The organism is Thalassotalea eurytherma (assembly GCF_030161415.1).
Lineage (GTDB): Bacteria > Pseudomonadota > Gammaproteobacteria > Enterobacterales > Alteromonadaceae > Thalassotalea_G > Thalassotalea_G eurytherma.
In genome coordinates this window covers 185,575-200,623 of sequence record NZ_BSSU01000006.1, presented here as the reverse complement: position 1 = coordinate 200,623, position 15,049 = coordinate 185,575, and the positions used below count along the sequence as shown (strand labels likewise).

Here is a 15,049-nt window from a genome sequence, read left to right as displayed (position 1 = left end):
GTGCGAGCTTGGCTAGAACGTGGCTTTCTAATGGCTAGATTGCTGCTTGTAACGCAACCATTACTCGTTAATAAGTTGTTTTAGGCTATAGCTAGTTTCTTCGTTACCAAGGTATTGAGCCATCGATGCTAATAGCCCTTGTGCATCGCTGAGCAGTTGCCAAGGAGGGTTGATAATAAACAAGCCTGTACCTGTCATGCCATATGCTTCTGAATCTGGGCGTTGGCAATACTCTAACTGAATAACGTTTTTAACGTCGCTATTAATAAATTGCGCTTGCATTGCATCGATATAATGCCTTTGTACAACAGGGTACCAAAGTATATAAGTGCCTGTGGAAAACTTTTGGTAAGCATTAATAAGCGTGTCAACCGACTTCACATAATCTTCTTTTAATTCAAATGGCGGGTCAACAAGCACAACACCACGACGCGTTGGTGGCGGTAATTGTCCCAACAACCCTTTATAGCCATCTGATTGATTGATATTGACCTTGCGCCAACGCTCGCAAAACTCATTGAGTAGCGCAAAGTCACTACCATGTAGTTCAAACAAATGGGCAAAATCTTGTCGGCGACTTAATAATTTAGCAATACCTGGTGAGCCGGGATAGAGTGCGAGTTGTCCGTCTTGGTTTATTTCACTAATTAGCGAAACATAATCGACTAAAATATCTGGCAATCCAGTAACTTGATATAGCTTTTCGATTCCATCTTTGTATTCGCCTGTCTTTTGCGCATACTCATCTTCTAAGGCATACATACCTGCGCCACTATGTGTATCGATGTAGCTAAAGCCTTTGTCTTTTCGCGTCATATAGTGAATGACGTAGGTTAATACGCTGTGCTTTAGCACATCGGCGAAATTTCCTGCATGAAATGCATGACGGTAACTTAACAAGTGAACCTCGAATTAATTAATTATATTTGTGACCAAACGGCAAATTCATTACCACTTGGCTCGGTGAAGTGAAAACGTCGTCCACCAGGGAAGTCGAATATTTCTTGAATGATGATGCCATTGTTTGCTTTTACTTTCGCTAAGCTCTCTTCTAAGTTGTCACTTAGTAGCACCACTAAACAGCCGCCGGTTGCTTGGGTAGAACAGTTGATAGATTTGTAAAAGCCACCTGTAAACCCTTGTGCATCAAACGCCGTATATTCTTCACCGTAATCGGTAAACTGCCAATTAAAGCAATCACTGAAAAATGTTTTTGTCTTAGCTATATTGGCGCAAGGTAGCTCCAAATAATTGATTGTTTCTGATGGCATCACTTCACTCCAATGGTGTTTGATTCATTATTGCAGTCAATAAAAATAAAGCGAGCTATTGCTCGCTTTATTGAATCAATGACGTTTTATTTTACACGCATGCCTGGTTGGGCACCATCCTCAGGATTTAGTATCCATAAGTCTTTACCACCTGGACCTGCAGCTAATACCATGCCTTCCGACATACCGAAGCGCATTTTACGTGGCGCTAAATTTGCCACCATCACCGTTAATTTACCTTCTAAATCTTCAGGTTGGTATGCTGACTTGATACCAGCAAACACTTGGCGAGTTTCGTCACCCAAATCAAGCTCTAATCGTAATAGCTTGTCTGCTTTTTCAACGTGTTCAGCTTTAACGATTTTTGCAATACGTAAGTCGATCTTAGCAAAGTCATCAAATTGAATTTCTTCACTGATTGGATCATCAGCAAGAGGGCCAGTGATTTCGGCTTTCTTGTCTTGTTGTAAAGACTCTTTCGATGCATCAATCATCGCTTCAACCTTATCCATTTCTATACGCTGCATTAACGCTTTAAACTTATTGATTTTATGATCAGCAAGTAATGATTTATGACCTTCCCATCGTAACTCATCGTTTAAGAACGCTTCTGTTTTCTGTGCAAGTGCTGGTAACACAGGTTTTAAATAAGTCATTAAGATGCGGAACATGTTGATACCAAGCGAGCAAATGTCGTGCACTTCTTGTTGCTTAGTTTCATCTTTAATAAGCTGCCAAGGCTCTTTAACAGCAATGTATTCGTTAACTTTGTCTGCCAGTGCCATGATTTCACGCATCGCTTTACCAAATTCACGGTTTTCGTATAACGCCGCTAATTTGTCACCTGCTGCCATTACTTCATCAGCAAGGGCCTGATCATCAACATTCGCTGATAATGTGCCATCGAATTTCTTCGTGATAAAACTTGCGCATCGTGATGCGATATTGACAACTTTACCGACTAAATCTGAGTTAACACGTTGTGCAAAATCTTCTAGGTTAAGATCTAAATCATCAATACGATTAGTTAGCTTAGCGGCATAGTAATAACGTAAATACTCTGGGTTTAAATGATCTAAATAAGTACGCCCTTTAATAAAGGTACCTTTAGATTTAGACATTTTAGCGCCATTTACCGTAACAAATCCGTGGGCATAAACTGAAGTTGGTTTTCTATAACCCGCGCCTTCAAGCATTGCTGGCCAAAACAGTGAATGGAAGTAAATGATGTCTTTACCGATGAAATGGTAAAGCTCTGCATCAGAGTCTTTGTTCCAGTAGGTATCAAAATCAATACCTTGTTTGTCACATAAGTTTTTAAAACTACCCATGTAACCAATAGGAGCGTCTAACCAAACGTAAAAGAATTTACCCGGCGCATTTGGAATTTCAAAGCCAAAGTAAGGTGCGTCTCGGCTAATATCCCACTGCTGTAAACCAGACTCAAACCATTCGTTTAGTTTGTTGGCCATTTCTTCTTGCAACGAGCCGCCAGTTGTCCAGTCTTTCAACATTTTTTCGAATTCTGGTAGGTCGAAGAAGTAGTGCTCAGAATCACGTAGAACAGGCATTGAGCCTGATACCACTGAACGTGGGTTAATCACTTCAGTGGGAGAATAAGTCGCGCCACAGTTATCACAGCTATCACCATTTTCGTCTTCGCTACCACACTTAGGACAAGTACCTTTAACGAAACGATCAGGTAAAAACATACCTTTTTCTTCATCATATAGTTGAGAGATGGTGCGCGTCTTAATGTAACCGCTGTCGTTTAACTTGTTATAAATTTCACTAGCAAACGCTTTGTTTTCTTCACTATGTGTAGAGTGGTAGTTATCAAAGCTAATCAAAAAGTCGTTAAAATCTGCCATGTGCTCTTCACGAACACCGTCAATCATTTGCTCTGGACTAATACCTAATTCCTGAGCTTTTAACATAATAGGCGTACCGTGAGCATCATCGGCGCAAACAAAATAAGTTTCGTTGCCGCGCATTCGCTGAAAACGCACCCAAATATCAGTTTGGATATGCTCCAGTAAGTGGCCTAAATGAATAGAACCATTGGCGTATGGAAGCGCACAAGTAACAAGAATTTTACGATTTTCTGAGGACATAGAATCTGCCATGAATTAAATAAATTATTTTATATGGTAATCAATGGCGCAATGGTACAAAATTTACCATCATCTTTCATTATTATTTCTGTTGTTTTTTGCATACAGACAAATAAAGGTCGTAATTTTGTTTAGTAAATTCTTTTCTTCATCGGATCCTCGTAATAGCGAACCTACTGAAAACGAAGTCATTGTTGAATCAACGTTGGCGCAATATCACAGTGAAGCGTTCCCTAAAGGCGTGATTAATTGTTGCCAACATTTAACGATTAAAGAAAGCAAAAAGGATATTGTTGTAAAAGGGGAAATTGGCTTCCCTTGCCAAACTGAGTTAGATGAACTCTCTCATCAATTGACCAAAGCAATAAACAAGCAAGTTGTTATCGACTTAACATTGCTGGTAATGCCCATTAAAAAGCACGATATTGCCGATGTTAAAAATATCATCGCGGTTGCGTCAGGTAAAGGGGGAGTCGGTAAGTCAACAACGGCTGTTAATCTTGCGGTAGCATTGCAGGCAGAAGGTGCCCGTGTAGGCATTCTAGATGCGGATATTTATGGACCTTCGATACCATTAATGTTGGGTGTTAAAAACGAAAAGCCGATGAGTGAAGATGGCAAGTCGATGATACCGGTTAATGGTCTGGGTGTTGAGGCAATGTCGATAGGGTTTTTAGTGCCTGATAGTGATGCAGCTGTTTGGCGCGGTCCAATGGCTAGCCGCGCATTCGATCAATTGTTAAACGAAACACGATGGTCTGAATTAGATTATTTAATTGTTGATATGCCTCCTGGAACAGGTGACATTCAATTAACTCTCTCTCAAAAAGTGCCTGTTTGTGGAGCAGTCATCGTAACAACACCCCAAGATATCGCATTAGCCGATGCTAATAAGGGGATCGCGATGTTTGACAAAGTTAATGTACCTATTTTGGGGCTGATAGAGAATATGAGCTACCACATTTGTGACAATTGTGGTCATCAAAGCTTTCTTTTTGGTGAGCAGGGCGGTGTTGACGCGGCAAAAGCTCATAATGTTCCGTTGCTCGGTCAGTTGCCACTGTCATTAGCAGTACGAGAAAATGCAGATCAAGGTCTTAGCCAAGTTATTGAAAATTCTACTGGTCAGATAGCACAACAATACCTTAAGATAGCTCGTAATTTAGCGGGGCAGTTATTTTTAACCAAAGATAAGCGTAGCCCTGATACACCAGATATTTTAATAAAAGAAGTGTAACTCATGAGATTGTGCGATAAAGATATAGAACAACATATCGAACAAGAAAAAATTATTATTACGCCTAGACCTGACTCAACGATGATTTCAGGTGTGAGTGTCGATATTCGTTTGGGCAATGAATTTAGAGTTTTTAAAGATCATACTGTACCTTACATAGATTTAAGCGGTCCTAAGGCAGATGTGCAGAAGGCGATGGCGTCAGTCATGAGCGAGGAAATTGTGATTGCCGATGGCGATGCATTTTTCTTACATCCTGGTGAACTTGCTTTAGCAGTTACATATGAATCGGTCACTTTGCCAGACGACATCGTTGGTTGGTTAGATGGTCGCTCTTCTTTAGCGCGATTAGGCTTAATGGTACATGTCACTGCACATCGAATTGATCCCGGCTGGTCAGGTCAAATCGTTTTAGAGTTTTATAACAGTGGTAAGCTTCCATTAGCACTGCGTCCTAAGATGAAAATTGCTGCATTGAACTTTGAAACCATGTCTGGAAGTGCTGATAAGCCTTATAACAAGCGTGACGACGCGAAATATAAAGGTCAAATGGGTGCGGTTGCTAGTCGTATTAGTGAAGACGATACCAGCAAATAGTGATTATTAGGGCTTAACCAGTTTAAGTGGCAAACTACTTTGCTTCTGACTGGTTTGCTCTAGGCACATATCAACCGCAGCGATAAGTTTAGCTTTGTCATGGTGATGTGGTACATCATCGCAAGTAAGATCATGTACAATAACATTCGCTAACTCAGACGTTGCGTTTTCATCTTGAGTGATTACCGTATCAATTAAATGATGATTGGTATTCTCTTTAATCCACACAAGTTTTTCATCTAAGGTTAAAGCCGCTGCAGGGCTTCTTTCTTTTACGACATTATCTAAAAAGATGCAATGGGCTTTACTTTGCTCAATGGCTTTGCTGATATCTCTTACTAATAAGGGAGGTACTACACTCGTTAAGAAGCTACCAGGGCCGAGAATGATGATGTCAGCCTTTAATAGGGCATCAATACATTGCGCTGGTGTTTTGACTAGAGGAGCCAGTAATAAGCTTTTTGGCATAATAGGCATGTCATCAACAGACAACTCACCAACCCGACATCGACCTTCCGGATAGAATGCCATCAAATCAGTAGGGGCCTCAGACATAGGTAAAACCTGTGTTTTTACCTGAAGAATATTGCGAACGAGCTCAATAGACTCTATCGGCCTCGAGTGAATTTGACCTAGACCATATAAGATAAGGTTGCCAAGGTTATGGCCGCCAAGTTCATCCTCACCGTCAAACCGAAAATTAAATAACTGACTACCAACAGATTGATCATTAACTAATTGGGTTAGACAGTTCCTAAGGTCACCCCACGCAATTGAACTGCTTCGCTTTCTTAGCCGACCCGTCGAACCACCATTATCTGTTGTGGTAACGATACCTGTTAGTTGATCACCTAAAAAGGATAGCGTAGACAACGTTCTGCCTAAACCATGACCACCACCAATAGCGACTACGTTTGCGTTTTTTAATTGCATGAAATAAAAATGTCATAAATTTATTCCTTAACAATACCGTTAAAGGCAATAAAAATAAAGTGTTGTGGGTGATAGGGGCTGTCAAATTGCTACTTTGGTTAGTTAAAGCACACTTTACTTGGTATAACGGTTGTCATTTATAAACAAAAAATGACAAAAGCGTAGGGCGTTTGTAACGATTTAAACTATTGAAAAATGATACAAACCAACAAAAAATGAGCGAATTGATTGTTTGGTAATCACTTAGGCAAGTTATTTGTAAAAAATGCTAATTTATTTGAATTAATGGTTGACAGTTTACTAGGTGGTGCTTAGAATTCGCCTCGCTTTCAACAAGTACTAGGTCACTTGTTAGCAGCTTCAGTGGGGCTATAGCTCAGCTGGGAGAGCGCTTCGCTGGCAGCGAAGAGGTCTGCGGTTCGATCCCGCATAGCTCCACCACTTTAGTTTTAGTCTATAGAAGTCGCGTGAAAGCAAATGGATAACAACGTCTAGGTCCTGTTGTTATTTATGTTGCGTCCCTATCGTCTAGAGGCCTAGGACACCGCCCTTTCACGGCGGTAACAGGGGTTCGAATCCCCTTAGGGATGCCAATATTTCTTGAAATAAGAAAGGCATTGTAAGTAAGTACATTTATAATCAATAGCCAGATAGAACAAATTTATTTGTTGTGTCCCTATCGTCTAGAGGCCTAGGACACCGCCCTTTCACGGCGGTAACAGGGGTTCGAATCCCCTTAGGGATGCCAATTTCTTATTTCAAAAAGTTTATGCAAGTAGCATCTTAGCGTCCCTATCGTCTAGAGGCCTAGGACACCGCCCTTTCACGGCGGTAACAGGGGTTCGAATCCCCTTAGGGATGCCACTTTTGCAGTTATTGGATTTGTGCATTAGCACACTTAGTGTCCCTATCGTCTAGAGGCCTAGGACACCGCCCTTTCACGGCGGTAACAGGGGTTCGAATCCCCTTAGGGATGCCAATTTCCAATAACAAATATACATCGTAATGTAACTTTCAATAGGCCGAAAGTGCATTGTTAAGCGATGTAGGCTGCGAAGCTTGATGTCCCTATCGTCTAGAGGCCTAGGACACCGCCCTTTCACGGCGGTAACAGGGGTTCGAATCCCCTTAGGGATGCCACTTTTAGAAAAACCGACGTCAGTCGGTTTTTTTATGCCTGAAATTTACCATCATGTCTTGTTAACAAATTAGCCAACAGCTTTACACATTCCTAACAGTATTAAAATTAGGAGTCCATATAATGTTCCTTAGGATTTTATGAACACGATCTGATGATCTAATAAGAGGACAATATGGAACTGTATTTAGCTCGACAGGCGATACTAGGTCGAAGGAAAAATTTAGTCGCTTACGAGTTGTTCTTTCGTGACGGCCCAGAAAACTTTTTTCCCAATATTGATGCTCATGAAGCAACATCAAAACTTATTAGTCGAACGCATTTTAATAAAGGTATTAGTGAGGTTAGCGGTGGAAAACTGGCATTAATTAATTTTTCTGAAGAGAGTTTACTAAAGCGTTTACCTCTATTGCTACCAAAACATGAAATTGTCATCGAGATCCTTGAAGATGTCACCCCCTCAGATGAGGTTTATCAAGCTTGCGTTGAAATGTATCGCCAAGGTTATACCTTTGCGCTTGATGACTTTGTCTATAGGCGTGAATGGCGAAGATTCCTTCAGTTAGTCGAAGTGATTAAGTTCGATTTAATGCATACGCCTTTAGATAAAATTGAACCTTTAATCATTCAACTTAAAGAAAAAACCAACATAAAATTACTTGCTGAAAAAGTTGAAACTCAAGAAGAGTATCAGCAAGCAATGGATATGGGGTTTCACTTCTTTCAAGGCTACTATTTTACTAAGCCAGAAATGAAATCGGTTCATAAAAATGACACAAATGAACACTTGCTGTTGTTGTTTCAAGAGTCTATCGCAACAGAGCTTAATCATCGTAAAATACAAAATTTACTTGAGCAAGACAGTGCGCTTGCTTATCGATTGTTGTGCTTTGTAAACTCAGGTAGATTTCCGTTAAAGACACGCATCTCCTGCATTAAAGAGGCAATGACCTATCTTGGTGATTCACAACTTCGTCACTTGCTAAACTTGTTTGTTACCACGTTTCTCGTTCAAACCAAGACACCATAATTAACTAAAATGTGTGTAATTCGAGCTAAATATTGTGAGCTTTTTTGCAAAAAATGTCGCCTCATCAAGCAGAATCTGGCTTTTTAGTCGGCATGTATTGATTGCTCGATGCAATTATGGAAACTCCGATGACTAAAGTACTGGAGCGCTTACCTATGTCATCTGATATTGAAGATGTTGTCTTAGATGAAGATGATAAAAATCAGTCACCTAATGCCTTAGCGTTGCGTTCAATTAAGTTTTTAGAGCAGGGCAGTTGGCACTTCACGGAACTAGAGGCACAAAATATGCGCCTCAATGCTAACTTGCTCAACCCCGCTTACCAAGATGCTATAAAGTGGTCTGAGAATTACGACGGCATTTAACTTGCCGTATTTGGGATGTTGGTCTCGATGACTTGCTTCATATTGTCTGCAATAATTGCTTGTGCCTTTTTATTTGGATGAATCCCGTCGTTTTGCATTAATTCAGGATTAATAGCGACTTCTGTCATGAAAAAAGGTAATAAAGTGATCTTTGATTCCTTTGCCACCGTAGCAAAAACATCTGTAAACATTTTGCTATAACGTGGTCCGTAATTTGGTGGTATCTGTATTTCCATCAAGTAAACGGTAATGTTTTCTTGTTTTGCCATGTCGATTATTTGTAAGAGATTATGTTTAATTGTTGCAGGTGGGAAACCTCTTAAACCGTCGTTTCCGCCTAATTCAATAATTAAATAATCGAACTTCTCTTTCGACAAAATCCCAGGAAATCGAGACAGGCCGCCACCTGTCGTCTCACCACTTATGCTAGCATTAACAATATTATAACCTTTGTTTTCAGCTTCAAATGTTTGATTTAACAAATGCACCCAACCTTCATTTTGTTGCATTCCGTAGCTTGCACTTAAGCTATCACCTAGCAATAAAATAGACGTTGATGCCTGTGTATGTGAAGATAGTAAACACAGAAGTAAGAAATTAATTACAAGAAAAGCTTTTTTAATCATGAAGATAGATCCTAATAAAATTTTAGATGTTCGCCAGCTTAATAAATCGGTGAATTTAAGCAGTAAAACCATTGATATTCTGCAAAATGTTTCACTAGAAGTAAATGCAGGTGAAACTATTGCGATTGTTGGCTCTTCTGGCTCAGGAAAAACTACGTTACTGTCAATTATTGCTGGTCTCGATATTCCTACCAGTGGCGAAGTCTACCTCAAAGGTCAAGCTTTACATGTAGCAGATGAAGAAGCAAGGGCTGCGATCAGAGGGCAATATGTTGGCTTTATATTCCAACAGTTTTTGTTGATCCCCAGCCTTACTGCAAAAGAAAACATCATGTTGCCTGCAGAGTTAGCCAATATGGATAATGCAGAAGTATTAGCACAGGAACTATTGACGAAGGTTGGGCTATCAGAGCGTGGTGATCATTTCCCTTCACAGTTATCCGGTGGTGAGCAACAACGTGTTGCTATTGCGCGCGCCTTTATTACCCAACCTGATATATTATTTGCTGATGAACCTACGGGAAACCTTGATAATACAACGGGTGCACAAATTGAAAACCTATTGTTTGAACTCCATCAACAGGCAGGTACAACCCTTGTCGTGGTGACTCATGACCCAAAATTAGCAGAACGTTGCCAGCGACAGGTAGTGATGAATAATGGTCATTTAGAAGAACAACCAGCGCCGCTCGTAGAGGTTGTTTAAGCATGAAAAATTGGTTTAAACATTCTTTATCGTTATTAAAACATGAATTAAAGCGCGGTGAATTAACGATTGTTGCGCTAGCTATTATTTTAGCGGTGTCAGCAGTTTTTTCGTTAACTGGCTTTTCTAATCATATTAAAAATGCATTGGTTAATGAAAGTACCGCGTTTATTGCTGCTGACAGAGTATGGGCCACTTCAAGGCCCTTATCTGAAAACGTCAAAGCTAAAGCCGATGAGCTCAATGTTAATAGTGCTACACAGGTCTTTATGACATCGATGGTGTTCTCTGAAGAACGTATGGTGTTAGCGTCCTTAACAGCGGTCACTGATTTATATCCGTTAAGGGGTGATCTACTTGTTGAGCAAGAAGGCGTTGAAAGTGCCGTAAATGCACCTGATATTAATCGAGTATGGGTACAACAGGGTATTCTATCGAAACTTGATGTTAACGAAGGCGACTCTATTGAAATAGGTAATAAAAGCTTTGTTATTCAAGGGGTTATAAATCAAATACCAGACGCTTCCTTTAGTGTGTTTACCTCAGGTCCAACTATTATCCTTCATTTCGATGATTTGCAAGAAACGGGGTTGATCCAGCCAGGGTCACGGATCTGGTATGAGTATTTATATGCGGGTGAGCCTAGTGATATTAAAGACTTTGAAGAATGGGTAAAACCGCAAGTTAATGAAAGCCAGCGTTGGTACGATATTAAAGATAGCCAGTCTTCATTAGCAAATGCCTTAAACCGTGCTGAAAAATATTTATCATTAGCTAGTATGTTGGGCATTGTGTTGGCTGCTGTTGCAGTAGCTGTAGCAGGGCGTAGATATGCACAACGCCAACAAAGTGTTGTCGCTATTTTCAAAGCGATGGGTACCAGCAAACAATACGTTCGTAAGGTCTATTTACTTCACTGGAGTTTATTAAGTGCGGTGAGTATCATTGCCGGCTTGCTTGTCGGTGTTCTATTGTTGGCTATTGGCTTAAACAGCGTAAAAGATCAGCTACAAATACAAGGTCAATTAATCGAGCTGTATCCATTGCTTGTCGCAAGCTTTACTGGTGTGATATGCGCCTGTGCCTTTGCTATTGTGCCGCTTAAGGAGCTTATTAATACATCTCCTTTAAGTATTCTTCGTGGCTTTAACAACAAAGCACTACCTTGGTATGCTCACATACCAGCAATTTCTGCATTGTTTTTATTGATTTGGTTATTTAGTAAAAACTTACCGCTTTCACTTGCATTGGTTGTCGGTGGCTTGCTCGTATCTGGCGTGATTATGCTGACCGCAAAGCTGATTTTAATGTTAAGTCGTCGTGCAGGTGCAAAAGCTGGCAAGTCGTGGCATTTAGCACTCGCTAATTTGAAACGTCGAGCTAATGAAAATGCTGTTCAGCTTATTAGTTTTACAATAGCGATAGAATTGTTACTGCTGATTTTTGTTATGAAGGGGGCGATCATTGATGAGTGGCAACGTCAACTACCAGCAGATACCGCTAACCGATTTTTAGTCAATATTGCGCATGATAAAGTGGATGAAGTTGAAGCTTTTATTGAGCAACATAATATTGTATCGAGTGGCTTATACCCAGTGGTAAGGGGCCGTTTAACCGCTATCAATGACGTTAAAACGATTCGTCGAGCAACTAAAGAAGACGAAACAAAAGATGATACAGCGCGTCGTGGTGTTGGGCGTGAGTTAAATTTAACATGGCGTAATGACTTACCAAGTGAAAACAAAATCCTTGATGGCAGTTGGTGGCAGCAAGACTCACAATCAGCACAGGTTTCTATCGAGCAAAAGCTAGCAGAGCGCCTTGAGGTGAGCATTGGCGATAGTTTGAGCTTTCAAATTGGTAGTGACGTGGTTGAGGTGCCAATTACCAGTATTAGAGAGGTTAACTGGAATTCATTGCAGCCAAACTTTTATATGATTTTCAATCCTAAGGTGTTGTCTGACTTTCCAGCGAGTTACATCAACTCTATGTATATCACCGAAGAAAACAAACCTAAATTGCAGGAGTTTTTAACGGATTATCCAACCGTATCGATGATCGATGTTGAAGCGATCATTAATCAGCTGCGTACCGTTATCTCGCAAGTTTCGTTGGCGATAGAGTTTGTTCTGATATTAGTTGTACTTGCGGGTTCACTGGTTTTAGTTGCCCAAGTTCAAGCCAGTATGGAAGAGCGAGAACGAGAACTTGCTATTTTAAAAACACTTGGCGCAAAAAGTAAGATGTTGAATTTAAGTGTGCTTTATGAGTTTGTTGCGCTTGGCGCTGTAGCTGGTTTAATGGCAAGTATTGCAATGGAGATCGCGGTTTATATCTTGCAGACAAGAGTATTCGATATGACGCCTAGTTTGCATTTATCTTATTGGCTAATAGGGATTGTATCAGGTGCACTGTTTGTAGGTATCGTAGGCTTTTTATCCTGCTCACGACTGCTTAAACTTTCGAGTGTTACCTTAATTAGGAGAACCATGTAGATTTTTTGTAAATCATCTATGATATGCTTTGAAGTATTGCGAATTAAGATGATGAATTAAATGATAAAAAAGATCTTGGAAGAGTCTCCAATTACACAAAGTAAGCAAAGCATCATTCGAACCTTCGTGTTCATTGCTGCTTTGTTTATTATTATCGCCGGCTTGAAAGCGTCAACAAATCTGATTTTGCCGTTTTTAATGTCGACGTTTATCACTATTATGTGTAACCCGTTGGTTAAAAAAGCCGACAGTTACAATATTCCTAAATGGATATCTGTAAGTACGGTGATAATGATGTTTGTCACCCTTGTTATGGTACTTGCTGGTTTAGTTGGTAGTTCTCTTAATGAACTAACCGCATTACTCCCAGAGTACAAAGAGCAATTGAATGAAAAGTTTACTTGGCTTGTTAGTAGACTCAACGATTTGAATATTCAATTGTCGTCAGATTTAGTGTTGGAATACTTTGATCCAAGCGCAGCAATGGATCTGGCAACGAATATGTTCTCAAGCCTCAGTGGGGCAATGGCCAATTTATTTCTGATTATACTAACCGTTGTCTTTATGCTGTTTGAGGCATCAGGCTTACCTCGTAAAATTCACTTGGCGTTAGACGATCCAGAAATGCGGCTTAATCAAATCGAAAAGTTTATCTCATCAGTGAATAGTTATATTGCAATCAAAGCGGCTGTAAGTGTGCTAACAGGTGTATTGGTGAGTATTATGCTGTGGGCATTCGGCTTAGATTTTTATTTGTTGTGGGGTGTTCTGGCGTTCTTACTTAACTTTATTCCTAACATCGGTTCAATGTTAGCCGCAATTCCTACGGTATTACTTGCGTTAATTCAGCTTAATCCGATAAGTGCAGGGTTAATTGGTTTAGGTTATGTACTGATTAACACCGTTATGGGGAATATTATCGAGCCAAGGTATTTAGGCAAAGGACTGGGTTTATCGACGCTGGTTGTTTTTCTTTCGTTAATCTTTTGGGGATGGTTGTTTGGTACCGTGGGTATGCTTTTATCGGTGCCGCTCACCATGATTATTAAGATTGGTTTAGAAAACTCAGAAGAAGGCCGTTGGTTTGCGGTAATGTTATCTTCTGATGATAAATCTTAACAACAGCTAACTTACCAAAAAGCAGTGCCCAATATATTGATTATTGGTCACTGCAAACTTTACTTCTCATCATTAAATCAGGTAATCACATTAATTAACGTGATATTTCGTCAAGCTCTTTAATTCTTGCTTTGGTCATGGTGATGAAACATTTCTTATAAGCAGCCCCAGCGCCAGAACCTGGAGAAAGCGCTAAGTAATAGAACTTACAATTATTCTCACGATAAGTAATAAAATTCTTTTGTGAACGCTTAAACATGTTCAATGTGCCACTGCGCCCGGTCACACTTGTTAAATCTTCTAACTCAAATGTTTTGTTATTAACCCAAGCCGTTAACTCACGCTCTGCTAGGTTTTTCACCGTATCAAGGCACTGAGAAAATTCAACATTATTGGTAAATTTCTTCTCGCATTGTTCAATGGTTCGCGCAGTTTTCGCTTCACTTGGTAAAGCGACTAATGTGACACCCAATAAGTTGATATATATAATTTTCTTTAACATCATAGGTTATACAGGCAGTACTTTTTTAAATGGTTTTACAATAACTTTAGCATAGACACCAGCATCTATGTATGGATCGGCATCAGCCCATGACTGTGCATTAGCCAGTGACTCAAATTTAGCGATTATCGTCGAACCGCTAAAGCCTGCCGGTCCTTCTTCTCCATCACTTATCGGGCAAGGGCCTGCGACAAGTAATCGATCCTCTGCATCAAGATCAGCTAATCGAGCTAAATGCTTGTCACGCACTTGCAAGCGCAAAGGTAGGCTGTTCTCAACGTCGTGGCTAAAAATTACGTAGTATTTCATGGGTCACTTCTCCACTTGTTCTGATTCTTTTGGTGCATTCGCGTCGTTTTCTTCTGGTAGGTGTTTATATAATGAGAACACCGTACCTATTGCGAAGACAAACGTTAATCCAGTTAAACCAAACACCTTAAAATTAACCCAAGTTTCTTGTGAAAAATTAAAGGCGATATACCAGTTCAATACCGCACATAAGGTGAAAAATGAAGCCCAAGCCCAAGTTAGCTTAATCCAAATTGCGTCAGGTAAATCAACGGCTTCGCCGAGAAAGGTTTTAAGAATGATTTTGTTAAAAAAATAATGGCCAGCAAGCAATGCAGCAGCAAAAAATAGGTTAATAATCGTTACTTTCCACTTTATAAAACTGTCGTCTTGAAGGAAAATTGTCAGGCCACCGAAACTTAAAATTAAAATAAAAAAGACGATGGTTTGTTTAGGAATAGGCTTTTTCTTGATGATATAAAAGAGAATTTGAAGTGCTGAAGCGACAATTAGTGCTCCAGTTGCCCAGTAGATTCCTTCAAGTTTGTAAACAATAAGAAAAACAATTAAAGGAATATATTCCAGTAAAACGTGCATAGCTAGTACCTAAAGATAGTTGAAACAACAT

General features: G+C 40.0%; 15 protein-coding genes and 6 tRNA genes. 13 read left to right on the top strand and 8 right to left on the bottom strand.

The window, feature by feature from the left end:
- Window positions 1-60: 60 nt before the first annotated feature.
- The 3 genes from QQK02_RS07295 to metG all read right to left on the bottom strand — a co-directional run bounded on the left by QQK02_RS07295 (window position 61) and on the right by metG (window position 3,385).
- Window positions 61-900: a 23S rRNA (adenine(2030)-N(6))-methyltransferase RlmJ gene (locus tag QQK02_RS07295; RefSeq protein WP_284207317.1), complete on the bottom strand. Its 840-nt coding sequence runs from the start codon at window positions 898-900 to the stop codon at window positions 61-63.
- Between the two features lie 20 nt (window positions 901-920).
- Window positions 921-1,271, bottom strand: coding sequence for a VOC family protein (locus tag QQK02_RS07290; RefSeq protein WP_322790598.1), 351 nt, complete (start codon window positions 1,269-1,271; stop codon window positions 921-923).
- Window positions 1,272-1,357: 86 nt separating this feature from the next.
- Window positions 1,358-3,385, bottom strand: a complete 2,028-nt coding sequence (metG, locus tag QQK02_RS07285) for a methionine--tRNA ligase (RefSeq protein WP_284207315.1) — start codon at window positions 3,383-3,385, stop codon at window positions 1,358-1,360.
- A gap of 127 nt (window positions 3,386-3,512) precedes the next feature.
- Between metG and apbC the strand changes: the two genes are divergently transcribed.
- Both apbC and dcd read left to right on the top strand, forming a co-directional pair.
- The gene (gene apbC / locus QQK02_RS07280; RefSeq protein ID WP_284207314.1) at window positions 3,513-4,622 is read left to right on the top strand and encodes an iron-sulfur cluster carrier protein ApbC; all 1,110 of its coding nucleotides are present in this window, start codon (window positions 3,513-3,515) and stop codon (window positions 4,620-4,622) included.
- A 3-nt stretch (window positions 4,623-4,625) separates the two neighbouring features.
- On the top strand, window positions 4,626-5,219 hold the full coding sequence (gene dcd / locus QQK02_RS07275; RefSeq protein WP_284207313.1) for a dCTP deaminase: 594 nt from the start codon (window positions 4,626-4,628) through the stop codon (window positions 5,217-5,219).
- 6 nt (window positions 5,220-5,225) lie between these two features.
- On the opposite strand, the gene QQK02_RS07270 is transcribed toward dcd, so the two are convergent.
- Window positions 5,226-6,152 (bottom strand): gluconeogenesis factor YvcK family protein, encoded by a 927-nt coding sequence (locus QQK02_RS07270; protein WP_284207312.1) that lies wholly within the window; start codon window positions 6,150-6,152, stop codon window positions 5,226-5,228.
- Between the two features lie 365 nt (window positions 6,153-6,517).
- On the opposite strand from QQK02_RS07270, the gene QQK02_RS07265 reads away from it, so the two are divergent.
- The 8 genes from QQK02_RS07265 to QQK02_RS07230 all read left to right on the top strand — a co-directional run bounded on the left by QQK02_RS07265 (window position 6,518) and on the right by QQK02_RS07230 (window position 8,685).
- Window positions 6,518-6,593, top strand: a tRNA-Ala gene (locus tag QQK02_RS07265).
- 76 nt (window positions 6,594-6,669) lie between these two features.
- A tRNA-Glu gene (locus QQK02_RS07260) sits at window positions 6,670-6,745 on the top strand.
- Window positions 6,746-6,824: 79 nt separating this feature from the next.
- Window positions 6,825-6,900, top strand: a tRNA-Glu gene (locus QQK02_RS07255).
- A gap of 40 nt (window positions 6,901-6,940) precedes the next feature.
- A tRNA-Glu gene (locus QQK02_RS07250) sits at window positions 6,941-7,016 on the top strand.
- Window positions 7,017-7,055: 39 nt separating this feature from the next.
- Window positions 7,056-7,131 (top strand) — tRNA-Glu (locus QQK02_RS07245).
- A gap of 85 nt (window positions 7,132-7,216) precedes the next feature.
- Window positions 7,217-7,292, top strand: a tRNA-Glu gene (locus tag QQK02_RS07240).
- A 173-nt stretch (window positions 7,293-7,465) separates the two neighbouring features.
- Entirely contained in the window at window positions 7,466-8,320 is an 855-nt protein-coding gene (locus QQK02_RS07235) for an EAL and HDOD domain-containing protein (protein ID WP_284207311.1), read from the top strand.
- A 128-nt stretch (window positions 8,321-8,448) separates the two neighbouring features.
- Window positions 8,449-8,685 carry a hypothetical protein gene (locus tag QQK02_RS07230; RefSeq protein ID WP_284207310.1) on the top strand — a complete coding sequence of 79 codons (237 nt, stop codon included), beginning with the start codon at window positions 8,449-8,451 and terminating at the stop codon, window positions 8,683-8,685.
- Here QQK02_RS07230 and QQK02_RS07225 read toward each other — a convergent pair.
- Window positions 8,682-9,311, bottom strand: coding sequence for an arylesterase (locus QQK02_RS07225; protein WP_284207309.1), 630 nt, complete (start codon window positions 9,309-9,311; stop codon window positions 8,682-8,684). The two genes, QQK02_RS07230 and QQK02_RS07225, sit on opposite strands and share 4 nt — an antisense overlap.
- Between QQK02_RS07225 and QQK02_RS07220 the strand changes: the two genes are divergently transcribed.
- Genes QQK02_RS07220 through QQK02_RS07210 form a run of 3 tightly spaced genes read left to right on the top strand, consistent with a single transcriptional unit; the run spans window position 9,310 to window position 13,631 of the window.
- A complete protein-coding gene (locus QQK02_RS07220) occupies window positions 9,310-10,017 on the top strand; it encodes an ABC transporter ATP-binding protein (RefSeq protein WP_284207308.1) in 708 nt (235 codons plus the stop codon). The two genes, QQK02_RS07225 and QQK02_RS07220, sit on opposite strands and share 2 nt — an antisense overlap.
- Before the next feature lie 2 nt (window positions 10,018-10,019).
- Window positions 10,020-12,512 carry an ABC transporter permease gene (locus tag QQK02_RS07215; RefSeq protein WP_284207307.1) on the top strand — a complete coding sequence of 831 codons (2,493 nt, stop codon included), beginning with the start codon at window positions 10,020-10,022 and terminating at the stop codon, window positions 12,510-12,512.
- Between the two features lie 60 nt (window positions 12,513-12,572).
- Window positions 12,573-13,631 (top strand): AI-2E family transporter, encoded by a 1,059-nt coding sequence (locus QQK02_RS07210; RefSeq protein WP_284207306.1) that lies wholly within the window; start codon window positions 12,573-12,575, stop codon window positions 13,629-13,631.
- 94 nt (window positions 13,632-13,725) lie between these two features.
- On the opposite strand, the gene QQK02_RS07205 is transcribed toward QQK02_RS07210, so the two are convergent.
- Genes QQK02_RS07205 through QQK02_RS07195 form a run of 3 tightly spaced genes read right to left on the bottom strand, consistent with a single transcriptional unit; the run spans window position 13,726 to window position 15,018 of the window.
- A complete protein-coding gene (locus QQK02_RS07205; protein ID WP_284207305.1) occupies window positions 13,726-14,136 on the bottom strand; it encodes a lysozyme inhibitor LprI family protein in 411 nt (136 codons plus the stop codon).
- 3 nt (window positions 14,137-14,139) lie between these two features.
- Window positions 14,140-14,442, bottom strand: coding sequence for a YciI family protein (locus QQK02_RS07200; protein WP_284207304.1), 303 nt, complete (start codon window positions 14,440-14,442; stop codon window positions 14,140-14,142).
- Window positions 14,443-14,445: 3 nt separating this feature from the next.
- A complete protein-coding gene (locus QQK02_RS07195) occupies window positions 14,446-15,018 on the bottom strand; it encodes a septation protein A (RefSeq protein ID WP_284207303.1) in 573 nt (190 codons plus the stop codon).
- Window positions 15,019-15,049: the final 31 nt, after the last annotated feature.